General features: G+C 76.1%; 22 protein-coding genes and 2 pseudogenes. 8 read left to right on the forward strand and 16 right to left on the reverse strand.

The genetic code is table 11. From position 1 onward, the window contains the following. Window positions 1-2: 2 nt before the first annotated feature. The 3 genes and pseudogenes from ACOQFB_RS15920 to ACOQFB_RS15930 form a co-directional block, all read right to left on the reverse strand. Window positions 3-806: a hypothetical protein gene (locus tag ACOQFB_RS15920; RefSeq protein ID WP_421609382.1), complete on the reverse strand. Its 804-nt coding sequence runs from the start codon at window positions 804-806 to the stop codon at window positions 3-5. 29 nt (window positions 807-835) lie between these two features. Continuing rightward, window positions 836-1,555, reverse strand: a complete 720-nt coding sequence (locus ACOQFB_RS15925) for an SGNH/GDSL hydrolase family protein (protein WP_237757791.1) — start codon at window positions 1,553-1,555, stop codon at window positions 836-838. An 84-nt stretch (window positions 1,556-1,639) separates the two neighbouring features. Continuing rightward, window positions 1,640-2,302: pseudogene (locus tag ACOQFB_RS15930) on the reverse strand (chitobiase/beta-hexosaminidase C-terminal domain-containing protein); the annotation flags it as partial. Between the two features lie 45 nt (window positions 2,303-2,347). Between ACOQFB_RS15930 and tsaA the strand changes: the two are divergent. Beyond that, the gene (tsaA, locus tag ACOQFB_RS15935) at window positions 2,348-2,770 is read left to right on the forward strand and encodes a tRNA (N6-threonylcarbamoyladenosine(37)-N6)-methyltransferase TrmO (protein WP_059435953.1); all 423 of its coding nucleotides are present in this window, start codon (window positions 2,348-2,350) and stop codon (window positions 2,768-2,770) included. A 32-nt stretch (window positions 2,771-2,802) separates the two neighbouring features. On the opposite strand, the gene ACOQFB_RS15940 is transcribed toward tsaA, so the two are convergent. Both ACOQFB_RS15940 and ACOQFB_RS15945 read right to left on the reverse strand, forming a co-directional pair. Beyond that, window positions 2,803-5,505 carry a phospholipase D-like domain-containing protein gene (locus tag ACOQFB_RS15940; RefSeq protein WP_421609383.1) on the reverse strand — a complete coding sequence of 901 codons (2,703 nt, stop codon included), beginning with the start codon at window positions 5,503-5,505 and terminating at the stop codon, window positions 2,803-2,805. Then, window positions 5,502-6,425 (reverse strand): metallophosphoesterase family protein, encoded by a 924-nt coding sequence (locus ACOQFB_RS15945; protein WP_421609384.1) that lies wholly within the window; start codon window positions 6,423-6,425, stop codon window positions 5,502-5,504. The genes ACOQFB_RS15940 and ACOQFB_RS15945 overlap by 4 nt, the downstream gene beginning before the upstream one ends. 269 nt (window positions 6,426-6,694) lie before the next feature. Between ACOQFB_RS15945 and ACOQFB_RS15950 the strand changes: the two genes are divergently transcribed. Beyond that, entirely contained in the window at window positions 6,695-6,898 is a 204-nt protein-coding gene (locus tag ACOQFB_RS15950) for a cold-shock protein (protein WP_011420046.1), read from the forward strand. Window positions 6,899-6,970: 72 nt separating this feature from the next. Here the strand turns inward: ACOQFB_RS15950 and ACOQFB_RS15955 are convergent, their stop codons facing one another. From ACOQFB_RS15955 to ACOQFB_RS16000, 10 genes and pseudogenes are all read right to left on the reverse strand, one after another. Beyond that, a complete protein-coding gene (locus ACOQFB_RS15955) occupies window positions 6,971-7,378 on the reverse strand; it encodes a transcription elongation factor (RefSeq protein WP_421609385.1) in 408 nt (135 codons plus the stop codon). Between the two features lie 162 nt (window positions 7,379-7,540). Further along, the gene (locus tag ACOQFB_RS15960; RefSeq protein WP_421609386.1) at window positions 7,541-8,104 is read right to left on the reverse strand and encodes a flavin reductase family protein; all 564 of its coding nucleotides are present in this window, start codon (window positions 8,102-8,104) and stop codon (window positions 7,541-7,543) included. A gap of 74 nt (window positions 8,105-8,178) precedes the next feature. Continuing rightward, window positions 8,179-8,484 carry a ubiquitin carboxyl-terminal hydrolase 14 gene (locus tag ACOQFB_RS15965; RefSeq protein ID WP_421609387.1) on the reverse strand — a complete coding sequence of 102 codons (306 nt, stop codon included), beginning with the start codon at window positions 8,482-8,484 and terminating at the stop codon, window positions 8,179-8,181. A gap of 102 nt (window positions 8,485-8,586) precedes the next feature. Next, window positions 8,587-10,059 carry a M48 family metalloprotease gene (locus tag ACOQFB_RS15970; RefSeq protein ID WP_059439418.1) on the reverse strand — a complete coding sequence of 491 codons (1,473 nt, stop codon included), beginning with the start codon at window positions 10,057-10,059 and terminating at the stop codon, window positions 8,587-8,589. Window positions 10,060-10,179: 120 nt separating this feature from the next. Further along, window positions 10,180-12,147, reverse strand: a complete 1,968-nt coding sequence (locus ACOQFB_RS15975) for an APC family permease (protein WP_421609388.1) — start codon at window positions 12,145-12,147, stop codon at window positions 10,180-10,182. Between the two features lie 55 nt (window positions 12,148-12,202). Beyond that, window positions 12,203-13,162 (reverse strand): hypothetical protein, encoded by a 960-nt coding sequence (locus tag ACOQFB_RS15980; protein ID WP_059437985.1) that lies wholly within the window; start codon window positions 13,160-13,162, stop codon window positions 12,203-12,205. A 165-nt stretch (window positions 13,163-13,327) separates the two neighbouring features. Further along, the gene (locus tag ACOQFB_RS15985; protein WP_059437984.1) at window positions 13,328-14,257 is read right to left on the reverse strand and encodes a LysR family transcriptional regulator; all 930 of its coding nucleotides are present in this window, start codon (window positions 14,255-14,257) and stop codon (window positions 13,328-13,330) included. A 95-nt stretch (window positions 14,258-14,352) separates the two neighbouring features. Further along, window positions 14,353-15,591: a multidrug effflux MFS transporter gene (locus ACOQFB_RS15990; protein ID WP_059437983.1), complete on the reverse strand. Its 1,239-nt coding sequence runs from the start codon at window positions 15,589-15,591 to the stop codon at window positions 14,353-14,355. 67 nt (window positions 15,592-15,658) lie between these two features. Beyond that, complete coding sequence (locus tag ACOQFB_RS15995) at window positions 15,659-16,033, reverse strand: AAA-type ATPase lid domain-containing protein (RefSeq protein ID WP_494492273.1); 375 nt, start codon at window positions 16,031-16,033, stop codon at window positions 15,659-15,661. Window positions 16,034-16,125: 92 nt separating this feature from the next. After that, window positions 16,126-17,007, reverse strand: a pseudogene (locus ACOQFB_RS16000) (sigma 54-interacting transcriptional regulator); the annotation flags it as partial. 188 nt (window positions 17,008-17,195) lie between these two features. Between ACOQFB_RS16000 and ACOQFB_RS16005 the strand changes: the two are divergent. The 6 genes from ACOQFB_RS16005 (at window position 17,196) to ACOQFB_RS16030 (ending at window position 23,514) form a co-directional block, all read left to right on the forward strand. Beyond that, the gene (locus ACOQFB_RS16005) at window positions 17,196-18,662 is read left to right on the forward strand and encodes a DUF3373 family protein (RefSeq protein WP_494492274.1); all 1,467 of its coding nucleotides are present in this window, start codon (window positions 17,196-17,198) and stop codon (window positions 18,660-18,662) included. 150 nt (window positions 18,663-18,812) lie between these two features. Continuing rightward, window positions 18,813-19,139, forward strand: a complete 327-nt coding sequence (locus ACOQFB_RS16010; RefSeq protein WP_059437980.1) for a hypothetical protein — start codon at window positions 18,813-18,815, stop codon at window positions 19,137-19,139. 55 nt (window positions 19,140-19,194) lie between these two features. Next, window positions 19,195-20,574 (forward strand): multiheme c-type cytochrome, encoded by a 1,380-nt coding sequence (locus ACOQFB_RS16015; RefSeq protein ID WP_421609389.1) that lies wholly within the window; start codon window positions 19,195-19,197, stop codon window positions 20,572-20,574. A 281-nt stretch (window positions 20,575-20,855) separates the two neighbouring features. Beyond that, entirely contained in the window at window positions 20,856-21,374 is a 519-nt protein-coding gene (locus ACOQFB_RS16020; protein WP_059437978.1) for a cupin domain-containing protein, read from the forward strand. Between the two features lie 68 nt (window positions 21,375-21,442). Further along, window positions 21,443-22,987, forward strand: a complete 1,545-nt coding sequence (locus ACOQFB_RS16025) for an AlkA N-terminal domain-containing protein (protein WP_421609390.1) — start codon at window positions 21,443-21,445, stop codon at window positions 22,985-22,987. Further along, window positions 22,984-23,514, forward strand: a complete 531-nt coding sequence (locus ACOQFB_RS16030; RefSeq protein ID WP_059437976.1) for a methylated-DNA--[protein]-cysteine S-methyltransferase — start codon at window positions 22,984-22,986, stop codon at window positions 23,512-23,514. The genes ACOQFB_RS16025 and ACOQFB_RS16030 overlap by 4 nt, the downstream gene beginning before the upstream one ends. Here ACOQFB_RS16030 and ACOQFB_RS16035 read toward each other — a convergent pair. Further along, complete coding sequence (locus ACOQFB_RS16035; RefSeq protein ID WP_421609391.1) at window positions 23,490-24,044, reverse strand: dihydrofolate reductase family protein; 555 nt, start codon at window positions 24,042-24,044, stop codon at window positions 23,490-23,492. The two genes, ACOQFB_RS16030 and ACOQFB_RS16035, sit on opposite strands and share 25 nt — an antisense overlap. Between the last annotated feature and the right edge of the window lie 25 nt (window positions 24,045-24,069).

Below are 24,069 nucleotides of genomic sequence, written 5' to 3' on the forward strand. Positions count from 1 at the left end.
GCCTACCGCGTCGCGATCGCCGCCATGAACCCGATGTACGCGGTCGCGACGCGGTTCGCGAACACGTCGTTCACGTGGCCGCCGTCGAGGCTCCAGTCCGGCGCCATCGCCGGGATCCCGTCGATCACGACGAGGTTCCCCTGCGCGTCGCGCTGCTCCATCGCGGCCAGATCGAACACTCGGCCGGTCGGGCCGTAGCGGGCGCGGACGAGCTGGCTGAACGCCTCCCGCCGCAGGTTCGCCCCGCCCTGCACCCAGGACGTGAGCGGGACGGTCCAGTGGACGATGCGGCCCGGGAAGTCCCGCTCCAGCGCGTCCATGACGGACTGGTAGCGCGCCCAGATCGGCGCCACGTCGGTGGACTCCGCGAAGTCGGCGAAGCAGAGCTTCATGGCCGCGTGGTCGAGCCCGCCCGTGAAGGTGGTCCGGACGAGCCGATCGAACTCGTCGATCTTCCCGATGGGATCGCCGTTCGTGCCGAGCTCCACCTCCGCCCACCCGCCCGCAGGGATGCTCGCGAGACCCGCCGGGTTGCTCACCAGCACGACGCCGCCCTCGGGGTGGTCGCGCAGGATGCGCTGCAGCCCGCCGCTCCCGTCCCAGGCGCCGCCGTACAGGATGTTCGCGCCCACGCTCTGGTGCGCGAAGAGCTGGCGCTTCGTGGCGAGCACCCGGAGCTGCTCCGTGAGCGTGGCCGCGTCGCCGCCGCCACCGCCGTCCCCGCCGCCGCCGGACCCCGGGCCGCTCGTCCCGGAGCCGGAGCACGCCAGCACCGCCACCGTCAGCATCCAGCCGATCCGTCGCATCGTTCCCCCGCCACACCGGGTCCCGGCGCTCAGCGCGCGGCGCCGATCGCCACCGCGTACATGAACGCGACGTATGCTCGCGCCACCCGGTCCGCGCCCGCGTCGTTCAGGTGCGCGTCGAAGTGACCGTCCCCGCTCCAGTCGAGCGCCAGCGCGCGGACGCCGCCCAGCGTGACCAGGTTGTCCTGCGCGTCGTGCGCCTCCAGGTCAGCGAGGTCGAACACGCGCCCGGTGGGCCGGTACCTCGCACGGATGAGCTCGCTGAGCTGCTCGCGGGCGGTGTTCCCCTCGATGTCGGTGACGTCCGGCATGAGCGGCACCGTGAAGTGGATGACCCGGCCCGGGAAGTCGGCCTCCAGCGCGTCCATGACCACCTGGTACCGCGCCCAGGTGTCGGCGACGTCGGTCGCGTTCCAGATGTCGGTGAAGCAGAACTTGAACGCGACGAAGTCCAGCGCGCCCCCGAACCGCACCCGGACCTGGTGATCGAAGTCGTTCACCTTGCCCACCGGATCTCCGTTCGTCCCGATGGCGGTGTCGGCCCATCCGCCGGCGGGGAACGCCGATCCGTCGGCGCTCGCCGGCTCGTAGACCACCGCCACGCCGGCGGCGGCGTTGGCCTGGAGGAGCGCGTCGAGCCCGGCGTGGCCGCTCTGGCCGTAGAGGATGCTGTTCCCGACGCTCTGATGCGCGAAGAGCTGGCGCTTCGAGGCGAGCGCCTCGAGCTGCTGCGCCACGGTGGGATCCACGGGCGGCGGCTGCGCCTGGATGGTGTACGCGGCGGAGCGCACCGCGCTCGCCGCGAACCCGTCCGCGGTCGCGATGGCCCGGAGCGTCGCGGAGACCGAGATCGTCACCGGGTCGGCGCACGCGGGCGTGGCCGGCGTGGGCTGGGTCCCGTCGAGCGTGCAGCGCACCGTGGCGCCCGGGGTGGTGCTCGCGACCGTCACCTGCTGCGCCGAGGCGTACACCCCGCCAGGTGGCGAGAACGTCGGCGGCTCGGCTGGGGACGGCGCAGCCGCGTCGATCGTGTACGTCGAGCTCGCGACCGCGCTGCTCGCGTACCCGGGCGCGAGGGCGATGGCGCGGACGGTGGTCGTCTCCACCACGTCCACCGAGGTGCACGCGGGCGACACTTCCGTGGGCTCGCTGCCGTCCAGGGTGCAGCGCACCGTGGCGCCCGGGGTGGCGGTGGACACGGTCACCTGCTGGGCCGAGGCGTAGGTCCCACCCGGCGGCGAGAAGGTGGGCGCTGATGCCTGGGGCACCTCCGGAGGCGGTCCCGACGAGCCGCCCGAGCCGGAGCAAGCGAGCGCGGCGAGCGCCACGACCCATGAGCGGTTTCGCATTTTGCCGTCTCCCTCCGTGCACCGGCTGGCGCCAGGCCCCACGCCCATACCAGACCCGGCGTCGAGGTGGCGCGCCTCCGCGGAGGCAGGCGGTGGAGTGCCCCACCTCGTTGCCCTCTGCGGGGGGCGAGCCCGGCAGCTATCCATGGAGCGCACGCGACCCGCGACGGGCCGCGCCCCCGGAGGTTGCGCATGACGGTCACCACACCGGACACCGGTGCCGACGCGCCGCTGCTGCGGCCCATCGGCGTCATCCGCTCGGCGATCACCGCCCGCGGCGACGCGCCCAGGCAGGGCTCCGAGGGCGCGCCGGACGCCTGGCTGGAGGTGCACCCGTGGGCCGCGGACGGCCTCGACGGCATCGCCGCCGGCGACGCGCTCGTGGTCGTCACCTGGCTGCACCGCGGCGATCGCTCGGTGCTCCGGGTCCACCCGCGCGGCGATCCGCGCAACCCGCTCACCGGCGTGTTCGCCACGCGCTCGCCGGATCGGCCCAATCCGCTCGGCCTGCACCCGGTGACGGTCCGCGCGGTGGAGCCACACCGCCTGCGCATCGGCCCCATCGAGGCCATCGACGGGACGCCGGTGGTGGACCTCAAACCGGTGCTCCGGTAGCCACGGCGGCGCTCGGGCCCGCAGCCCCTGCCTCAGATCGACAGGATCCCCGGCCAGTGCCGCGCCCAGTCCCGCGCGCGCACGCGCCGCTGCCAGGCCGGGTCGCCGCGGTCCACGCGCGTCGAGCCGGCGAGGAGCGCCTGGACCCGCGCCTCGAACGCGCCGGCGACGGCCTCGTCCTCGACCACGAGCAGCAGCTCGTCCTCCCAGTAGCTCGCGGTGACGTCCAGGTTCGCGCTCCCCACCGCGCAGGCGCGGCCGTCGGCGATCATCGCCTTCGCGTGCACGTGGGGGCGCACCAGCCCGAGCTCCGGCGACCAGCCCGGCACGTCGCGGACGGCGAGCAGCCACGCCTCGGCCCCCGCCGCCACGAGCGTGTCGATGCGCGAGTGGACCAGCCAGGTGGCCGCGGTGCGCGCGGTGGCCCAGGGGCCCTCGAACGGCTCGCCGCCGTGCGTGGGCGTGACCTCGCCGAACAGCACCTGCACCCGGACGCCGCGGCGCAGCGCGCGCGCGAGCGCGTGCTCCAGCTCGAGGAGCAGCGGGAACCCGTTCACCGCGACCAGCCGGGAGCGCGCGCTCTCGACGAGCGCCAGGTAGGCCTCGAGCGTGCTCGCGTCCCGCAGCCCCCGGTGCACCACCACCCGCACCCGCTCCGCGCCGGCCGCGCCGGGCTCCGTCACCTCGAACGGCGCGCCGCCCGCCCCGGTCCACGCCTCCAGGAAGGCGCGCTCCACCGCGGCGACGGCGGGCCCACGCACCCGCGCCCCGCCGTCCAGCCAGGGCACCTCGCGCCACGGCGTCCGCGGCCCGACCCGGACCTCGTCGAAGCCGGTGTAGTACTCGTGCGCGAGGTTCCGGCCGCCCACCAGCGCCACGGCCCCGTCGGCCACCACCAGCTTGCGGTGGTCGCGCCGCTTCAGGTCCTCGACGCTGGGGACCGCCGCCACCGGGCGCGAGACCCGCACCTCGACGCCGGGGCGCGCGGCGAGCCGAGCGAGCAGCGGGTTCTCGAGGCCGAAGGAGCCGTGGAGGCCGTGCAGCGAATCCACCAGCACGCGCACCGCCACGCCGCGGCGCCCGGCGCCAGCGAGCGCCGCCTCGACCCGCCGGCCGGCGTCGTCGTCGGTGGCCAGGTAGACCTGGAGGTGGAGCGTCCGGCGCGCGCCGCGGATCGCCTCGAGCAGCCAGCGGCGGGCGGTGGCGTTCTCGAGCTCGAGCTCGACGCGGTTCCCCTCGATCGCGGGCGCGGCCGTCGCCGCGTCGAGCCGCGCGTCGAGCGAGCCGGGGCGCGGCGCGGGCGGCGGCGCGCGCCACGCGCGCCCGGCGAGCTGGTGCGCCTCCAGCGCCTCGAACCCGATCGCGGCGGGCGGATGGGGTCCACGGTGCACGATCGCGGCGACCGGGAACCCGGCCGCGCGCAGGCGGCCGCCCACCCGCGCCAGGCGCACGGCGTCGTGCGCCTCGCCCACGTCCGCCGCCTCGCCCTCGTCCAGGACCGCGCTCGCGTCCACCACGCGCGGCGCGAGCCCGGCGGCGCACAGCCGCTCGCGCACGAGGTGGCAGCTCCGGGTCGGGCGCAGGCGCACCGCGAGCGGCTCGGCGCCCTGCAGGCCGGCGAGGAGCGCGAGGTCCTCCGGGCCCAGCTCGGCGTCGAACGGCAGGAGCGGCAGCGCGCCCGGGCGGAGCACCGCGACCTGCCGCTCCACCGCGGCGACCGGGTCGAGGCCCTCGGCGTCGCGCGCGCGGAACACGCCGATCGAGCCGGCGGCCAGGCCCGCGGGCAGCTCCGCCTCGCCGCCGCACGTGCGCACGCGCGCGACGACGCGGCCGTCCGACACGAGCGCCAGCTCCTGGTCCTCGACCGGCGGGTTGCGCCCGAGGCCGTAGGCGTAGCCGACGCGCAGCCGGACGGGGCCGCCGCCGTCCAGCAGGTCCGGCACGTCCAGCGGCCGCCGGAGCACCGAGCGGACCGGCGCGGCCGGCGGCAGCACCAGCACGGGCGCCGGCCAGGGCGCGCCGCGGAGCAGCGCGCCGGGGAAGCGCGAGAGGACCACCAGGTCCAGCCGGCGCTCGCGCGCGACGGTCTCGAGCGTCCGCCACGTCCCGGCCCCGAAGCCGCCGGCCAGCTCGACCGGCGCGCGGATCCCGGCGACCTCCAGCGCGACGGCGACCTCGTCCCGCGACGGCGGCGCGAGCGACAGGAGCGTGACGCGCTGGGCGGGGTCCCCGTGGTCGCGCAGGAAGGCCGCGAGCGCCGCGCGGGCGCGCTCGCCGGGCGCGACGCAGAGCAGCTCCCGCGCCGGCCCGCGGGCCTGCGCGGCCGCCGCGGCGGCGGCCGACGGCACCCAGGCGACCGCGACCGGCCGGAGGCGGCGCAGCGCGGAGAGGGCGGCGCCGCCCGCCGCCGGGAGCGGCCCCGCGACGACCAGGTCCACCTCGCGGTCCCCGGCGAGCGCCGCGAGCGCGGCGGGATCGAGATCGGGCACCGCGCCGATCGCCAGCCGCGGCGCGAGCGGCGCCGCGTCCTGCCGCAGGCGATCGAGCCACGCGGCGTCCGCGAGGCCGGCCGGCGCGGGCGCCGCGGGCCCCGGCAGCCACGGGCGCGGCCGCGGCGGCGGGCACGCCACCACGCCCAGCGACTCCGCAGCCGGCGCGAGCGCGCGGACGGCCCCGAGCGCCGGGCCGGCGTCGGCGCCCTGCTCCACCAGCGCGAGCACGCGGCGGTACCTCATGCGCCCGCCTCCGCCTGCGGCAACGGCACCCGCTCCACCGAGCGCCCGTCGGGCGCGACCACGTGCGCCTCCACCGCCGCCAGGCTCCCGTCGTCCCGGAGCTCGTACGCGTTGAAGCCCGCGCGGACGCGCGGGTGCGGGTGGTCGAGCGCGGCGCCGCTCGCGCCGATCACCTGGAGCGCGCCGGCGGCGGTGGGCAGGCGCCACCGCACCCGCGCGTGCAGGTGCCCGAACAGCACCAGCCCGCGGCCGAGCCGCGAGAGCACCGCGCGCAGCCGGTCCGCGTCCACCAGCCCGTCGCGGAGCCGGAGCGCCCGGATCCTCCCGTCCACGGGCGGGTGGTGGACCAGCACCACCGGCGTGCGCCGCGCCACCTCGGGGTGGGCGAGCACCGCCTCGAGCGCCGCGAGCTGCGCCTCGCCGAGGCGGCCGCTCGCCACGAACGGCGGGCGGGGCACCGCGCTCGAGAGCCCGATGATGGCCGCCGGGCCGCGCAGCTTCACGCACGGGAACGGGCCGGCCGGGAGGTCGCGGGCGAGGTCGGGGAGGTCGCCGCGCAGGAACGCGCCGAAGTGGTGCGGGAAGCGGCGCCCGTCCTGGATCGACGGCAGGTAGACGTCGTGGTTCCCCGGGACCACCGTCACCTCGACTGCGCGCGCCACCCCGTCCAGCAGCGCGCGCGCCTCCTCCAGCTCGCGCTCCAGGGCGAGGTTGGTGATGTCGCCGGTCACCACCACGTGATCGGCGTGCGCCGCGGCGGCCGCGAGCACCGCGGCGAGGTACTCGCGCCGGTACACGCGCCCGCGCTGGCGGAGCAGGTTGACGTAGCCGGTGATGCGCTTGTTGAAGAGGATGCGCCGCCACTCGGTCCCGCGGGGCGAGAGCACGTGCAGGTCGGAGAGGTGGGCGATCCGGAGCACCTCCCGAAGCCTCCCGCAGCGCGCCGCCCGCTTCCAGCCGGGGGTGGAGGGACAGGCCCGATCTCGGTCGGGGATGCGACGGGATGTGCAGGTCACGCCGCCGCGCGCCCCCCCCCCCAGCATGGGGCTCGGGCCCGGCGCGCGAAAGAGGGGGCTCGACTTTACGCAGGATAAAGTGTACACACGCGGCTCCCCATCCCAACTCCAGGCGGGGACCGGGCGGTTCTTCATCGCCCGCGAAAATTGAGAAGAAACGAGTCTACACAGTAATGGCTACCGGTACCGTGAAGTGGTTCAACGATGCGAAGGGCTTCGGCTTCATCACGCAGGACGGCGGCGGGGACGACGTGTTCTGCCACCACACTGCCATCCAGGCCGACGGCTTCCGCACGCTCGCCGAGGGGCAGAAGGTCGAGTTCGACGTGACGCGTGGCCCGAAGGGCCTGCAGGCGGCGAACGTCCGCGCGATCTAACCGCGCATCCGTCGCTCCGTCGACGCGAGAAGCCCGGCCCTTCGGCCGGGCTTCTTCGTTTCGGGCTCCCGATCAGCGCCGCGACCGGCGCCGGGACGCCGAGCGCCGCGCCTGCGACGAGAGCGCGCGCCGGGACGCGGCGGACTTGCCCTCCCGCTCCAGCGCGCCCTTCGAGGCGGTGCTCCGCCGGCGCGAGGGCGCGCGCGGCTTCCGCTTCCGCTGCCCGACCTCGTAGGCCGCCTCGGCCGAGCGGCGGGTCCGCCGCGACGCCTGCCCCTTCTTCGGCGGCTTCAGCGGGATGCCCGCGCGGCGCGCCTTCGAGAGCCCGATCGCGATGGCCTGCTTCGTGGAACGCGCGCCGTGCTTGCCGCGGCGCACGTGCTCGATCTCCTCGCGCACGTACTCGCCCGCCGCGGTGGTGGGCTTCTTCCCCCGGCGCAGGGCCGCCTTCGCCCGCCGCTCCGTCGCCTTCTCCGGCATGTGCCGTCTCCTTCCGCCCCGCTGCCACGCGGGGGACGCGGATGGCGTTCCCCCCGGCGGCTGCCCGGAGCACCCTTGAGCCTGCGGCCGCCCCTTCGCGGCGGCAAGCGAAGGGGCCGGGCGGACGGGCGGCGCGCCGCCCGCGCCTCGGGTGCGGGCGGATCACTTCTTCCGCGACGGGAGCTTCAGGAGCTCGCCGTCCACCGCGAACACGCCCCGCCCGCGGTGGTGGAGCGTGCGGGGGTCCTCGCGCGCGCGGTCGATCCACGCGGCCACCACCTCGAGCACGAAGAACCCGTACTCCTCCACCAGCCGGTCGTCGGCGATCCTGCACTCCAGGCGGGCCCAGCACTCCTCCAGGAGCGGCGCGCCCACCTTCGTCGCGGCGACCGCGGTGAGGCCGAAGCGCCGGAGCTTGTCCACCCGGCGGCCGGAGACGTTGCCGCACCCGACCACCTGCCGGGCCAGCTCCACGGTCGGGACGTTGATCACGCACTCGCGGGTGGCGACGAGCCGGCCGAACGTGTGGTTGCGATCGCTGATCACGCACCCGACCCGCGGCGGCTCGAACTCCATCATCGTGAGCCAGGACATGGTCATGACGTCGGGGCGGCCCGGGCCGCCGGTGGTGACGAGCACCACCGGGCCGGGCTCGAGCAGCCGGTAGACCTCCGCGAGCGGGAGGCGGACCTTGCGCGTGGCGGGCCGCGCGGATCGGGCGGGCATCGCTCACGCATACGCCCGCCGGCCAGGGCCGGCGCGCGGCATGCGACCGCGACGGCGTCTCCGCGCACCCCGCGTCAGGGGTGCCCGGCCGGCGACTCCGCCGGGAACCCGCGCACGCCCTGGGCCATCTCCTCGTCCACGTAGCACCACGCCCAGTCCGCGCCCGGCTCGAACGAGCGCACCACCGGGTGGTCGGTCTCGTGGAAGTGCCGGGTGGCGTGCCGGTTCGGCGAGCTGTCGCAGCAGCCGACGTGCCCGCAGGTGAGGCAGAGCCGGAGCTGGACCCAGCGGTCGCCGGACGCGAGGCACTCCTCGCAGCCCTGCGTCCGCGGCTGCACGGCCGCCCGCCGCCTCCCCGCCGCCTCCAGGTGCTCGCACATGATCTCGCTCCTCTCGCGCCGCGCGCTCCGGCGCCGCGGCTCCGTTGCCGCGGCGGCCGCGCCGGATCAAGGCCCTCCCAGGACGCGCCCGCCCCGGCCCTCTCAGCGCCCGGACACCAGCTCCGGGCTGCCGCCGACCACCCGCTTCGCCGCCTGGCCCGCGCGCAGCGTCCCCCCGGGCGCGACGCCGTTCAGGGCCGCGAGCACCTCGGGCGGCGCGGTCGAGGGGAACTCGCGCGCGAAGTCGGCGAGCGACATGTCGCGCGGCACCTTCACCACGTCGAGGCGGGCCGGCTGCACCGCGCGCGCGGCCGGATCGGTCACCGGGCCGAAGCTCGCGAGCACGCGCTGGAAGGTGTCCGCCGCGGCCTGGAGCCGCTCGGCCGGCGCGTACTCCACGATCTGCAGCGTGGTGCCGCCCGCCGGCACGAACGCGACCACGCCGCCCACGTTCCCCTGCTCGGTGGCGGCCTCGAACCAGCGCGCCGCGCCGCCGTGCGGCACGGGCGGCGGCGCCGCCTGGACCGGGCGCACGCCCTGCTGCGAGAAGAACCGCTGCACCGCCTCCTCCGGCGACGCCTTGCCGGCGGCGGTGAGCTGGAGCGCCGCGTCCTGCCGAGGGCTGACGGCGACGAGCGCCGCGGCCGTGTTCTGCGCCTTCCACCCCTGCGGCAGCGTGAGCTGGAACCCGAGCTGCGGGTGCACGAACGTGTCGCCCTTCAGGTAGCCCTGGCGCGGATCCTCGCCGAACACGACGTCGTCCACCTTCGCCAGGTACTGCTCGCGGTCCACCTCCATCCGGTCCGGGGCCTCGATCTTCGCCGCCCGCTTGGCCGCGGTCTCGGCGCGGTCGCCCGGATCCGGGTGGGTGGAGAGCCAGCCGGGCACCCGACCCCCGCCCTCCCGCGCCGACACCGCCTCCAGCGTGCGGAACACCGCCGCCATCTGGCGCGGGTCGTACCGCTGCTCGACCATGTAGCGGAAGCCGAGCGCGTCGGCCTGGCGCTCGTCGTCGCGGCCGAACTTGAGGAAGAGGAGCTGCATCCCGGCCCCGGCCACCTGGCCGAAGCGGCGGAGGTCCTCGCTCACCACCATGCCGACGCCGAGCCCCACCTGCGCCAGCTGCGCCTTCGAGAGCTGCTCGACGGAGTGACGGGCGGTGATGTGGCCGATCTCGTGGCCGAGCACCGCGGCCAGCTCCGCCTCCGAGGTCAGGTAGGTGAGCAGGCCGCGGGTCACGAACACGGGCCCGCCCGGCAGCGCGAACGCGTTCACGGCCGGATCGTCGATGACGGTGAAGCTCCAGGGGAGCTCGGGCCGCTCGGACCCCTTCGCGATGCGCATCCCGACCCGCTCGACGTAGGCCTGCAGCTCCGGGTCGTCGTACCGGCCCATGGTCTCGCGGACCTGCTCGGCCGCCTGCTTCCCGAGCGCGATCTCCTGGTCCTTGGAGACGAGCGAGAGCTGCCGCTCGCCGGTGGCCGGGTTGCGGGCGCACGCCGCGGCGAGGACCAGCGCCGCGCACGCGGCGGCCCTCGTGCTGCGGCGTCGCGCCAGGGCGATGGCACGCCGCATGGCGGTTCCCCCCTCCGCGAGGCCGCCGCCTTCGCGCCCCGCGGCCTACAGGGTAGTCACCGGCGCCTGCCCCGGGATCGACCGGCGGGCGCTCGCGAGGCGACCGGGCGACCCCGCGCCTCACGCCTCCAGCGGCACCGAGACGACGACCATCGGGATCCCCGCGCGCTGCAGCCGCGCCTGCAGCCGGACCGCGAAGTCCTCGCGCAGCAGCGGATCCACCGCCGCGCCGTCGGGCAGCGATCGGAACCCGACCACCACGCTGGGCGCCGGTCGATCCCGCATGAGCTCGGCCACGAGCGCGGCGGTGGTGTCGAGCAGGTCGGCGCCGCGGCGCAGCGCGACCGCCGCCGGCAGCCCCGCGCGCCGCACGTCCTCGGCGACGGCCTCCAGCTCCTGCCGGCGCTCGCGCTCGCGGGCGCGGAGCCGCTCCTCGCCCTGGACCGCGTCCGCGTCCACCAGCGACGCGCCGGCCAGGATGACGCCGCCCAGGCCCGCCGAGAGCCGCCCCAGCCACGCCAGCGCCACCCGCGCGAGCGCGGTGCGCTCGCCGAGCACCAGCACGGCGATGGGCGCCTCCCGCGCGACGAGCGCGTCCGGCGTCAGCGCGGGCGGGGGCCGCGGCGCGGCGCCCGCCGCCGGGGCGGCCCGGGCGGCAGCCACCTCGGCCGCCCGCGCCACCGCGTCGTAGCGGCGCCGGATGGCGAGCGCGAGCGCGGCGCCGGCGGCGACGAGCAGCAGCGTCGCGGCCGCTCCGGCGCGCCAGCTCGCGGCGGTGCCGGCCAGGATCACCGCGCAGAGCGCGAGCGCCACCCCGTGCAGCGCCCCGTCGGCCCGCCACGGGGCGCGCAGCAGCCGGCGGCGGAGCGCGTGGCGGAGCATGGCCCACTGGCTGACGCCGAAGGTGACGAACACGCTCGTCACGAACACCGCCAGGAGCGGCTCGAGCTCGCCGCGCGTGAGCACCGTCGCCGACGCCGCGATGATCGCCACCAGCAGGATCCCCGGCGCCGGCACCAGCCGCCCGTCGAGCCGCGAGAGGCGGCGCGGGAGGTACCGGTCGGTGGCGAGCGCGCCCAGGATCCGCGGCCCGTCCACGAACCCGGTCTGCGCCGCCATGAGCAGGAGCGCGGCCTCGGCGAGCAGCGGGACCGCGACCGCCAGCCGGGCCGCGGCCCCGCCGCCCAGGCCCGCCGCGACGCGCTCGAAGAGCGCCGCGTTCATGGGCGTGCCCGGCACGGGCCGGACGTCGAACGCCAGGTAGCCCGCCAGGATCACGCCGATGAGCAGCGCCGGCACGCCGGCCAGGAGCAGCATGGTCCGCCGCGCGGTGCGGACCTTGGGCTCGCGCAGGATGGGGAGGCCGTTCGAGATCGCCTCGAGGCCGGTGTAGATCGCGCCCCCCATCGCGTAGGCCCGCACCACCGTGCCCAGCGCGCCGGCCGCGCCGCGCTCGCCGGCGAGCCGGGAGAGCTCCGCCGGCACGGCGGCGACCGCGTCGGGGATGGCGCCCGCCCGCTGCGCGAGCGCCGCCCCGAGCACCAGCACGTGCGAGCCGACGAACGCGAGCAGGATGGGGGCGAGCAGCGCCACCGACTCCTTCACGCCGCGCAGGTTCGCGACCGCGAGCAGCGCGACCAGCGCCAGCGACGCCGGGAGCCGCGCCGCCGCCCAGCCCGCCGGGAGCACCGCCGCCGCGGCCTCGACGCAGGTGACCACCGACACCGCGACGTTGAGCCCCGCGTCGAGCACCAGCGCCACGCCGGACACGAGGGCCGCCCGCTCGCCCGCGGCGTGCCGGGCCGCGGTGTAGCCGCCCCCGCCGTGCGGGAAGTGCACGACCATCCGCGTGTAGGCGAGCGCGAGGATCGCCAGCGTCGCCAGCGTGCCCAGCCCCGCGACCACCAGCACGCCGCGGTGCCCGCCGCTGGCGCGGCCGAGCACGTCCGGCCCGTACACGCAGGAGCCGAGGAGGTCGCCGCCCATCGCGATCCAGGCGGTGAGGACGCCGACCGTGACGCGGTCGAGCACCCGGGGATCCGACAGGTCGCGATCGGTGCCGAGGACGGCGTGCCGGAGCCGGCGCACCCCTGCACGTTGCGCACGGCGTCCCCGCCCCATCGGGCCGGCGCCGCCCGGCGGCTCAGCGCGCCGGCTTCGGCCGCGCGGCGGACGGGCGCGCCGCCCTCGGCCGGCCGGCCGTCGCGCCCGCGCGCCGCGTCGCGACCGCGTGCAGGAACGACTCGACGTCCACGAGGTCGCGCGCGCCGAGCGGACGGAGGCGCTCCAGCAGCCCGTCGGAGAACGTCCGGAGCGCCGCGTAGGCGCTCCACGCCGGCGCCGCGTCGAGGCGCAGGTCGAAGCCGAGGCGGTCGGCGGCGGCCGAGGCGACCTTCGGCGACAGGAACACCTGCTTCGCCGGGGAGGCGACGAACGGGAACGCCGTCGCCAGCGGCCACGCCACGGCGCCGTCGCCCAGCGCGCCCGCGGCGGCGAACAGGCGCTCGAACCGCGCGCGCGCCGGCGAGGGCACCGCCAGCACCGCGAGCAGCGCCTCGAAGAACGGGAGCGCGGTCGCCTCGTCGGCGAGCGCCGCCTCGGCCTCCTCGAGGTCCACGGTGCCGGGGACGGCGGCAGCCTTCCCCAGCACGCGCAGGGCGCGCTCGACCAGCGCGCGGTGGTCGCCGTCGGCCAGCAGCGCCGCGGCCGTGCCGTCCCCGAACGCGCCCTGCATCTCCGCGCCGGCCGCGCGCCAGGCGCCGGCGCGGCCGCCCGGCGCGAGGTACGCCTCGCCGGCGAAGCCCCCGGGACACGCGGCCGTGAACTGCGCCACCGCCTGCTCATGCGTGATCCAGCTCGCCGCGAGCGCGTACCGGCGGGTCCCGGCGTCGAGCGCGAACGTGGTGAGCCCCTCGAGCCAGGGATCGTGCCCCGCGGCCTCCAGGCTCAGCAGGCGCCGCGCGTCCGGCAGCCGGAGCTTCGCGGCGAAGCGCGACTCGCCCGCGGGGAAGAACACGTGCACCGCGGTCGGCTCGAGCGCCACCACGCGCCCGAGGCCGAGGGTTGCATGCCGCACCAGCGTGCCCGCCGACAGATCGTCCATGGTCGCTCCTCTTCGCGAGGGCGACCGTTCGAGGCGAACGGAGGTCGGCGCGATGTTGCTGCCAGGGAGTTGTACGCTGCCGCCGGGGTCCACGGCCAGCCCCTCCCCCGTTGGCCCCGCCACCTGCGCACGCGGCAGGCGCGCGGGCGGGCGGGCGCGGACGCGTCAGCGCGTGCCGGCGAGCAGGTCGCGCGCCTCGTCCACCACCGCGTCCACCCACTCGATCACCGCGCGCACCCGCGGGACGCGCCGCAGGTCGCCGTGCACGAGGAGCCACAGGTCGTACGAGGGCGGCTCCGGGCCGTCGAGCCGGACGAGCGCCGGGTCGCCGTCGGCGAGGAAGCACGGCAGCACCGCCGCGCCGAGCCCGGTGCGCGCGGCGGTGGCGAGCGCCAGGCTGGTGTTGCAGCGGAACGCCACGAGGCGGGCCGGCGCGAGATCGTCCATCCAGCGCTCCTGCGGCGAGGTCGCGCCCTCGTAGGCGAGCACCGGGTCGCGGGCCAGGTCCATCCGGCCGCGCCGCTCCGCGGCGAACGCGGGCGAGGCGTAGAAGCCGTACGCGACCGACGCGAGCTTGCGCGCGACCAGGCCGGCGTCGCTGGGGCGGCCGAGCCGGAGCGCCAGGTCCGCCTCGCGCCGGGTGAGGTCGTAGTTGCGGAAGTCGGCCGACACGTCCAGGAGGAGCCGGGGATGCCGCGCGCGGAGCGACGGCACCGCCGGCGCGAGCAGGTGGCTGGCCACCGGCACCGACGTGGTGAGCCGCACCGTCCCGGCCGGCGTGCGGTCGCGGGCGTCGGCGTGCCGCGCGATGGCGAGGACGTCCTCCTCCACCCGCGAGGCGAGCGCCGCCAGCTCCTCGCCCGCGGCGGTGCAGGCCCACCCCTGCGGCCCGCGCTCGAACAGCGGCAGGCCGAGCTCGTCCTCGAGCGCGGCCACGCGGCGGCCGACGGTGTTGCGGTCCACCCCGAGCCGCTTCGCCGCGCGGGCGAGGCTGCCGCTGCGGGACAGCTCGAGGAAGAAGAGCAGGTTTCCCCAGTCGAGCGGGCCCGCCATCACGACACGCGCCGGGTCCACCGCGCGCGGGTTCCTCGCCATCGCACCCTCCCCGCCCCCCGTGCGGCGGGGGCGGCGCGGACGCCGCAGCGGCCACGCGGCGGAGGCATAGCACGGCGCGGGCCCGGTCGGCTCGGTCAGGCCGCCCGGCGCTCGGGCTCCCGCGCGGGTTCACGGGGGCGGATCGCGGCGTAGGCGGCGAACGCGACCGCGCCCACCGCGAGCCCGCCGGCCATCCCGAGCGAGAGCGTCCGCGCCGAGCCCCACAGCAGCGGCGCGAGCGCCGCCGCCACCAGGGCGTTGCCCGCCGTCTGCATGAACGCCTGGCACGAGGACGCCATCCCGCGCCGCTCCGGGAACAGGTCGAGCGCCATGAGCGTGAGGGACGGCATCGCGAGGGAGGTGCCGAGCACGTACCCGACGAGCGGCAGCACGCTCCACGGCAGGGCGGGCGCGTGCAGCGCGTGGAACAGGACGTTCGCGAGGGCGGCGACCGCCATGGCGCCGAACCCCCAGGCCACGGTGCGCTGGTTGGTCATGCGCCCCGCGAGCGCGCCGGACGCCCAGTTGCCGATCATCATGCCGCCGCTGATCGGGCCGAACAGCCAGAGGAAGCCGGTCTCGCCCACGCCGAGGTGGCGGAGCAGGAACACCGGCGCGGACACGATGTACAGGAACACCGCCGAGAAGCTGCAGGTGACGCCCGCCACCAGCGCGAGGAACGCGCGCGACGAGAGGACCTCGCGGTAGCCCCGCAGCATGGAGCGGACCTGCAGCGGCCGCCGCTGCGCCGGCGGCAGCGTCTCCGGCAGCGCGCGCCAGCACCAGGCGCACAGGGCCGCCGAGAACAGCGCCAGGAAGCCGAACACCGCGCGCCAGCCCAGCCACACGTGCAGCCAGCCGCCCACCACCGGCCCGAGCGCCGGGGCGATCGCGAACACCAGCGCGATGCGGCTCATGAGCCGGCGCGCCTCGGCGCCGTCGAGCAGGTCGCGCACCACCGCGCGGCCGATGACCATGCCCGCCCCGGCGGTCGCGCCCTGCAGCGCCCGGAACGCCACGAGCGCCTCGACGCGCCACGAGAGCATGCAGCCGACAGAGGCGAGCGCGAACAGCGCCAGCATCACCAGCGTCACCCGCCGGCGACCCAGCGCGTCGGAGATGGCGCCCTGCCAGAGCGTCATCACCGAGAACGGCACCATGTAGGCCGTGAGCGTCTGCTGCACCAGCACCGCCGGCGCGCCGAACACCCGGCCGATCTCCGGGAACGACGGGAGGTACGCGTCGGTGGAGAACGGGCCGAGCGCCGACAGCGCGGCGAGCAGGACGGCGAGCCGCCCGTGGTGCCGGGCGGTGGCGGGGGCGAGGCGTGGCATGGGGCGGGGCCGAGGTGTAGCCCCTCCGCCCGCGGCGCTCAAGCCGCTTCCCGGCGGCGCGCCGGGCTCACCCGATGTTGAGCGAGCGCATGCGCCGCCAGAGCGTGCTGCGCGACAGCCCGAGGGCGCGCGCGGCCTCCGCGCGGCTCCAGCGGTGCGCCTGCAGGGCCGCCTCGATGGTGGCGCGGTCGTGCGCGTCCGCCGGCTCGACGGCGCGCGCCGGGGCGTGCTCCGGCGTCCTCCCGGCGAGCACCTCCGGCGGAAGGTCCTCCGGCTGCAGCGTCTGGCCCCGGCACACGGTCACCCCGAACTCGAGCGCGTTCTCCAGCTCGCGCACGTTGCCCGGCCAGGAGTGCGACATGAGCGCGCGCAGCGCGTCCGGCGAGAAGCGCACCGCCCGGCCCGCCCGCGCGCAGACGCGGGAGAGGAGGAGCTGCGCCATCGGCTCGATGTCCTCGCGCCGCTCGCGGAGCGGGGGAGCTCCACCGGGAAGACGCGCAGGCGGTAGTACAGGTCCTCGCGGAACGTCCCCTCGGCGACGGCGCGGCGCAGGTCGCGGTTCGTGGCCGCGATGATGCGGGCCTCGGCGCGGCGCGGCTGGTTCTCGCCGACGCGCTCGTACGTGTGCTCCTGGAGGACGCGCAGCAGCTTGACCTGCAGGTGCAGCGGCAGGTCGCCGACCTCGTCGAGGAACAGCGTGCCCTGGGCGGCCGCGGCGAACCGGCCGGGCCGGTCGCGGGTGGCGCCGGTGAACGCGCCGCGCACGTGGCCGAACAGCTCGCTCTCGAGCAGGTCGCCCGGCAGCGCCGCGGCGTTGACCGCCACGAACGGCCCGCTCCGGCGCGGCGAGTGCGCGTGGACGAGCCGCGCCAGGACCTCCTTGCCCGAGCCGCTCTCGCCGGTGACGAGCACCGAGGCCTCGCTGTACTGCAGGCTCTCCACGAGGCGCATCACCCGCCCCATGGCGCGCGAGCGGCTGATGATGCCGGTGGTCGCGAGCGCGGCGGCGGCGTCGCCCACCTCCTCCTCCGCGGGCCGGAGCACCACCAGGTAGCGCGCGTCGCGCGCGCAGACGCCGTGCGGGTCGAGCTGGAGCGGCGCGGCGGTGACGGACAGCAGGTGCGAGGCGCCGTCGCCGGCGCGGAGCAGCGCGCGCCAGCCCTCGCGCTTCTCGCCCCCGAGCAGCGCCTGGCGGATGGGGCCGTCCTCGCCGAACAGCTCCGCGCCGAGCAGCGCCTCCACCGGCGTCCCGACGGTCCGCGCCGCGGCGCCCTCCCCGAGCAGCACGTCCAGGCGAGACGACACGTGCCGCACGCGGAACTGGTCGTCGAGCGCCATGCACACGCGCCCGAGGGAGCCGAAGGCCGCGTTCACCGCGGCGAACGCGACGTCGCTGCCATGTTCCGGTGCGCTCATGTGCCGCAGGTTGGCATGCCGCGTCGCAACGCGAAACGCGGTGTTTCGTCGCGCTGAAACGTTCCGTGTCGCAGCGACGGCCGCGCTCGACGCAACCCCGCGGAATCACGTGGTCCGCCCGTGGGCACGCGTCCCGCAGAGGGCATGAGCGAGGCCCGTGCGGCCATCCACCGAACAGGAGATCTCTCGTGCGCAAGCTGATCCGAACCCTCGTGACCGGGGCCGCACTGGCCGCCCTGGCGCTGCCGCTGGCCGGCCGCGCCGCCGATCCCGATCCGCAGCAGAAGAAGATCGACGAGCTGGCCAAGGAGCTCGAGGCGCTCAAGCAGCAGGTGAAGAAGGACGAGGAGAAGTCGCTCAGCAAGTGGCTGACGGTGAGCGGCGACTACCGGTTCCGCCTCGACTCGCTGAAGGGCGAGGTGCCGGCCTACTACCAGTACATGGGGCCGACCTCGATGCCGGTGGCGATGCCCGGCTTCGACCCGGAGAACGGCACGCTGATGACGAACCGCTTCGGCCTGAACCTGAAGGCCAAGGCGACGCGGAACGTCACGGTCACGACGCGCCTGCTCATGAACAAGACGAGCGGCATGCAGACCGCCGACGCGACCAACGCCGGCTTCTTCGCGGATCGCATGTCGATCCTGGACGGCACCATCGGTCACGTCCCGAGCGACAACGCGCTCCGGGTGGACCAGGTGTTCGCGACCTGGAGCAACATCTTCGACCAGCCGGTCTGGTTCTCGGTCGGCCGCCGCCCGTCCACGGGCGGATTGCCCACCCACGTGCGGCAGAACGGCGAGCGCCCCGGCAACGGCGGCGTGCCCGGCCTGCTGGTGGACTACGCGTTCGACGGCATGACGCTGGGGTGGGCGCCGGAGATCGACGCGCTCCCGGGCGCGTTCGCGAAGCTCTGCTACGGCCGCGGCTTCGACGCGGGCTACAGCAACACGAACGACCTGAAGGACACCGACATGCTCGGCGTGCAGGTCGTCCCGGTGGACACCGACCCGCTCCGCATCGACCTCCAGTGGAACCGCGGGTTCAACATCTTCGACGACCCGAACAACGTGTCGGTCGAGCTCGGCGACATCGACTGGTACGGCGTGGGCCTGCTCAGCACGCTGAAGGGCATCGGCCCCGGCAGCCTCACCTCGTTCGCGAGCGGCGGCGTCAGCATCACCCACCCGAACGGCAAGCACCTGCTGCTCGGCGGCATGGACTCGGGCGCCGGCCTGCTCACCAGCGGGCCGGACACCTCCGACCGCACCGGCTACGGCGCGTACGTCGGCGTCCGCTACGACCTGCCCGCCGGCACCAAGATCGGCGGCGAGTACAACTACGGCTCGAAGTACTGGATGCCGTTCGATCCCGCCGCCGACGACATGTGGACGAGCAAGCTCGGCACCCGCGGCAACGTCTACGAGGCGTACCTGATCCAGGAGCTGCCGCTCCCGGCCATCTCGTCCTTCGTGAGCAAGGCGTTCTTCAAGGTGGGCTGGCAGTACTACGACTTCCAGTACACGGGCAGCAACAACTGGATCGGCGCCCCGGTGAAGGTCTCGGAGCTGATGGCCAGCCCCATGAACGCGCAGATGCTCCCGCCGGTGAAGACCGCCCAGGACTTCTACGGCACGTTCGAGGTCCGCTTCTAGGTCACGCGCGCGCGGCGGGTGGACGAGGTCCGTCCCCCGCCGCGCGCGGCCTTTCGTCGCACGCCGAACCCGCCCCGCCCGCACCTGGCTCCCGTCGCTGAAGGCACCAACCCTCCCCGCAGCAGCAGCACCCGTTCCAAGGAGATCCCGATGAAGAAGGCTCTCGCAGTGGTGGTCGCGGTCGTCCAGCTGGCGATGTGCCTGGTGGCGCTGAGCGGCGTCGCCCGGGCCGACGAGACGAAGATGGTGGGCGTCATCACCAAGATCGACCTCGCGGGCAAGGACGCGAAGACCGCGACCGTCGTCCTGAAGGACGTCAAGACCGAGGAGCTGGTCGAGATCGTCGTCGAGGACGACCTCACGCTCGACAAGTTCAAGGACCACCGCATCGTCGACGGCGACGAGATCCGGTGCAAGTACGAGGTCAAGGACGGCAAGAAGCTCTCGACCTACTTCCGCAAGACGGCCGGCTGCTGATCGCGGCGCGCCGCCTCCCCCTCCCACCTCGTCCCCCCGACCGAGGAACCACACCATGAGACGTTCGGCGGCAGTCGCCTCCGCGCTGGTCGCGCTGCTCCAGGCCCCCGGGGCCTTCGCGGCGGAGCACCCGGGCCGGAGCCAGATCGAGAAGGACGGCTACAAGGGCCCGTCCACCTGCGAGGAGTGCCATCCCGGCAAGGCGAAGGAGTTCCTGGGCACGGTCCACTGGAAGCACGCTTCCAAGGTCGACAACGTCGACAACCTGGACCCGAAGCAGGAATACGGGATGAAGAACCGCATCTACACGATGTGCAACGGCAACGACATCGTGAACAACCTGAAGGAGATCCCGAAGAACGCGGACGGCAAGTCCAAGTTCACCGGCTGCAACACCTGCCACCCCGGCAACCACCTGAACGACGTGGGCAGCACCGGGCCCGAGGCGGAGGCGGCGGTGGACTGCCTGGTCTGCCACTCCACCGAGTACGACTTCCGGCAGCGCAAGCCGTACAAGGACGAGCAGGGCCGCGTGGTCATGGGCCAGGACCGCAGCACCAAGGCGGCGCTCGCGATCGGCAAGCCCACCGTGAAGAACTGCATGACCTGCCACGAGACGGCGGGCGGCGGCGTGCTGGTGAAGCGCGGTTTCTCCTTCACGAAGGACACCGACGCCCACGCGGCGAAGGGCATGGTGTGCGTCGACTGCCACCAGGCGAAGGACCACCGCATCCCCACCGGCTTCGACCCGAACAACTGGGCGAACGACGGCCTGCGGGTGTCCTGCGACGGCTGCCACGGCGAGAAGCCGCACAAGAGCGCGGACTACAACCGCCACACCGCGAAGATCGCCTGCCAGACCTGCCACATCCCGCGCACCGGCGGCGCGGTGGCGAAGGACTTCACGGTCTGGGAGAAGGGCGGCGACGGCTTCTACGAGCCGACCACGCTGAAGAAGGACGCGAACGAGACCGTCCCGGTCTACGCCTGGTACAACCACACGGTCCGCAACGAGCCGCACTTCATCGGCCCGAAGGGCAGCCGCAAGGACGGGAAGAGCAAGATCTACCCGTTCAAGATCTACATGGGGAAGGCGTTCTACGACGCGAAGTCGGGGAAGCTGCTCTCCATGGACTTCGCGCCGCCGATGGCGAACGGCGACACGCGCGCCGGCGTCGAGTCCGCCGCGCGGACGCTCGGGATGAAGGACCCCGCCGCGGTGGCGAAGGCCGCGGTGCCCGGGTGGCAGACCATCTACTTCGGCAGCAACCACCTGGTCACGAAGTCGAAGGCGCTGAACTGCGTGAACTGCCACGGCGTGAACGGCGTGCTCGACTTCCGGGACCTCGGGTACTCCGCCGCCGAGGTGAAGAAGCTCACGAACCCGGAGCTGTACTTCAAGCAGCTCATCGAGAAGCAGAAGGAAGAGTGGTGAGGGTTCGCGCAGCGGACCCGCGCTCCCCAAGCGGCGCGGTCGCTGCGCGGCCTTCGCGCCCGGGCGCCTGACCGCCCCCCGACGTCGCGACCGCCGCGCGGGCGGCAGCGAGGTCCGGGCGGCGCGCGCCCCCGGCGCTGGGCGACGCCCCTCGTCCCGGAGCCTCCATCGCTCCGGGACGAGGGGATCGCCTTCTCGGGGCGCGGCGCGGCGTGGCGCGCCGGCCGCGGGGGGACCGACGGTAAGCTCGGCGTCCCCACCGCCCTCGGGCAGGAGACGCCATGAGCCCCACGCGCCGGCACCCGCACGTCGTCAACGTCGCCGAGATCCCCCAGACCGTCACCGAGCAGGGCACGCGGTTCGCGTTCCGCCGCCGCCAGCTGTCCGCCGGGAGCGGCGGCGAGCAGCTCGGCTGCAGCCACATGGAGCTGCCGCCCGGGAAGACCGCCTGGGCGCACCACTTCCACTGCGCGAACGAGGAGGCGATCTTCGTGCTCGCCGGGAGCGGGCTGCTGCGCCTCGGCGACGCCGAGGTGCGGGTCGGCCCGGGCGACTACGTGGCGCTGCCGGCCGGCCCGGCCGCCGCGCACCAGCTCCGCAACGACGGCGCCGCACCGCTGCAGTACCTCGCGCTCTCCACGATGCTCCCCACCGACATCACCGTGTACCCGGACTCCGGCAAGGTGGGCCTGTTCGCGGGCGCGGCGCCGGGCGGGCCGAAGGAGCGCCGCTACCTGGCCGGCTTCACCGCGCGGCCCGAGGGCGGCGCCTGGTTCGACGGCGAGCGCGTGGACGGCTGACGCGCGCCGGCCGCGGGGCCGCCGCATCGAGGTCCGAAAACGGCGAGCGCGGCGGCCCGGACCCCGCCATGATGCCGCGCATGCCCCGCCCCGCCCCACCGCCGCCCGTCCCCGGCCTGGACGCCGGCGCCTGCTGGCGCGCCCACGTCGCCCGCGACGCGCGGTTCGACGGCCGCTTCTTCACGGCGGTGCTGTCCACCGGCATCTTCTGCCGCCCGATCTGCCCGGCGCGCACGCCGCGCCGGGAGCACTGCGCGTTCTACCCGAGCGCGGCGGCGGCCCAGGCCGCCGGGTTCCGCCCCTGCCTGCGCTGCCGCCCGGAGCTCGCGCCCGGCGTGGCCGGGTGGCGGGGCACGGCGAACACGGTGGCGCGCGCGCTCGCGCTCATCTCGGCCGGCGCGTGGGGCGAGGGCGACGACGTCGAGGCGCTCGCCGAGCGCGTCGGCGTGGGCGGCCGGCAGCTCCGCCGCCTGTTCGCCCGGCACGTGGGCGCGCCGCCGGTCCGGATCGCGCAGGCGCAGCGCGTGCTGCTGGCGCGCCGGCTGCTCGCGGACACCGCCCTGCCGCTCGGCGACGTGGCCGCGGCGGCGGGCTTCGGGAGCGTGCGCCGCTTCAACGAGGCGGTGCGGCGGACGTTCCGGCGCCCGCCGAGCGCGCTGCGGCGCGGCGCGTCCGCCCCGCCGCCGGACGGCGCGATCGCGATCGCGCTGCCGCACACCGCCCCGTACGACTGGCCGGCGCTGCTCGAGTTCCTGGGCGCGCGCGCGATCCCGGGCGTCGAGCAGGTGGCGGACGGCGCGTACCGCCGCACGGTGGCGCTCGACGGCGCCGCGGGCACGGTCGAGGTCCGGCCCGATCCGCGGGGCCGCGGGCTCGTCGCGACGCTGCGCCTGCCGCGGGTGGCGGCGATCGCGCCGGCGGTGGAGCGCCTCCGCCGGCTGCTCGACCTCGACGCCGACGCCGGGGCGATCGGCGCGCACCTCGCCGGCGATCCGCTGCTCGCGCCGCTCGTCGCGGCGCGGCCCGGCCTGCGCGTGCCGGGCGCCTGGGAGCCGTTCGAGCTGGTGGTGCGCGCGGTGCTCGGGCAGCAGGTGAGCGTCGCCGCGGCGCGGACGCTGGCGGGCCGGCTCGCGGCGCGCCTCGGCGCGCCGGTGGACTCCGGCGATCCCGCGCTGTCGCGGCTGTTCCCCGGCCCGGAGGCGCTCGCCGGCGCCGACCTGGAGGGGCTCGGGCTGACCCGCGCCCGCGCCGCCACGCTCGCCGCGATCGGCGGCGCGGTGCGCGACGATCCGTCGCTGCTCGCGCCGGGCGGCGAGCTGGAGGACGCGGTGGCGCGCCTCGACGCGCTGCCCGGCATCGGCCGCTGGACCGCGCAGTACGTGGCGATGCGCGCGCTGCACCAGCCGGACGCGTTCCCGGAGGGCGACCTCGGCCTGCTCGCCGCGCTCGGCGGCCTGCGCGGCCGCGGGCGGGCGGCGCCCGGGGAGCTGCTGCGGCGGGCAGAGCGCTGGCGCCCGTGGCGCGCGTACGCGGCGCTGCACCTGTGGACGACCCTGCGGCCCCGCGCGCCCGCGGCGGCCCGCGCACCCAAGAGGAAGGAGAGGCGGTCATGACGCTCGAGCACGTGGTGGTGGAGTCCCCCGTCGGCCCGGTGCACCTCGTCACGGACGGGCGCGCGCTCCTCGCGCTCGAGCTGGGGGACACCCCGCTCCTGCGCCCGGCGCTGGCCCGGCGCTTCGGCCCGGACCTCGCGCTGCGCGTGGGCCGCGACGCGCTCGGCCTGGCCGCGCGGGCGCGCGCCTGGTTCGCGGGCGACCTCGGCGCGCTGGACGGCCTCCCGCTCGAGCCGGGCGGCACGCCGTTCCAGCGGCTGGTGTGGGCCGAGCTGCGCCGCATCCCGGCCGGCGAGACCCGCAGCTACGGCGCGCTCGCGGCGGCGCTGGGCCGGCCGGGCGCGGCGCGGGCGGTGGGGCTCGCGAACGGCCGGAACCCGATCGCGATCGCCATCCCCTGCCACCGCGTCATCGGCGCGGACGGGAGCCTCACCGGCTACGCGGGCGGGCTCGACCGGAAGCGGTGGCTGCTCGCCCACGAGCGCGCCGCGCGCGGCGTCGCTCAGCCGGCGCGCGGGACCGCGTAGCGGAGCTGCACCAGGCCGCGCCCGAAGCGCTTCAGCTCGGTGAGCGCCAGGGTCCCGGGCAGCGCCGCCGGCAGCAGCGGGACGCCCGCGCCGAGCACCACCGGCACGACCGACACCTGCACCTCGTCCAGCAGGCCGCGCGCGGCGAACTGCGCCGCGAGCTTCCCGCCGCCGACCAGCCAGACGTCCCGGCCCCGGGCGGCCCGGACCATCTCGTCGTGCACCGCGTCCAGGGCGCCGCCGGCGGCCGAGGTGAAGCGCAGGTCCGCGCCAGGGATGGCCGGCAGCGCACGGTGCGTGAACACCCACGTCGGCCGCCCCTCGTACGGCCACGCCATGCCCTCGCCCAGCACGAACTCGTAGGTCGCGGCGCCCATCGCGAGCGCGCCCACCTCGCCGACGAACGCCTGGTAGTCCGCCTCGACGCCCTCGGCGTCGTTGAACGCCATCAGCCAGCCCAGGCCACCGTCCGGGTCGGCGATGAAGCCGTCCAGGGTGGCCGCCACGTAGTAACGGGTCTTCGTCGCCATGGTCCGCCCGTTCTGCCCCGGAAGC

Origin of the sequence: Anaeromyxobacter sp. Red801, assembly GCF_049201065.2 — a bacterium.
Lineage (GTDB): Bacteria > Myxococcota > Myxococcia > Myxococcales > Anaeromyxobacteraceae > Anaeromyxobacter.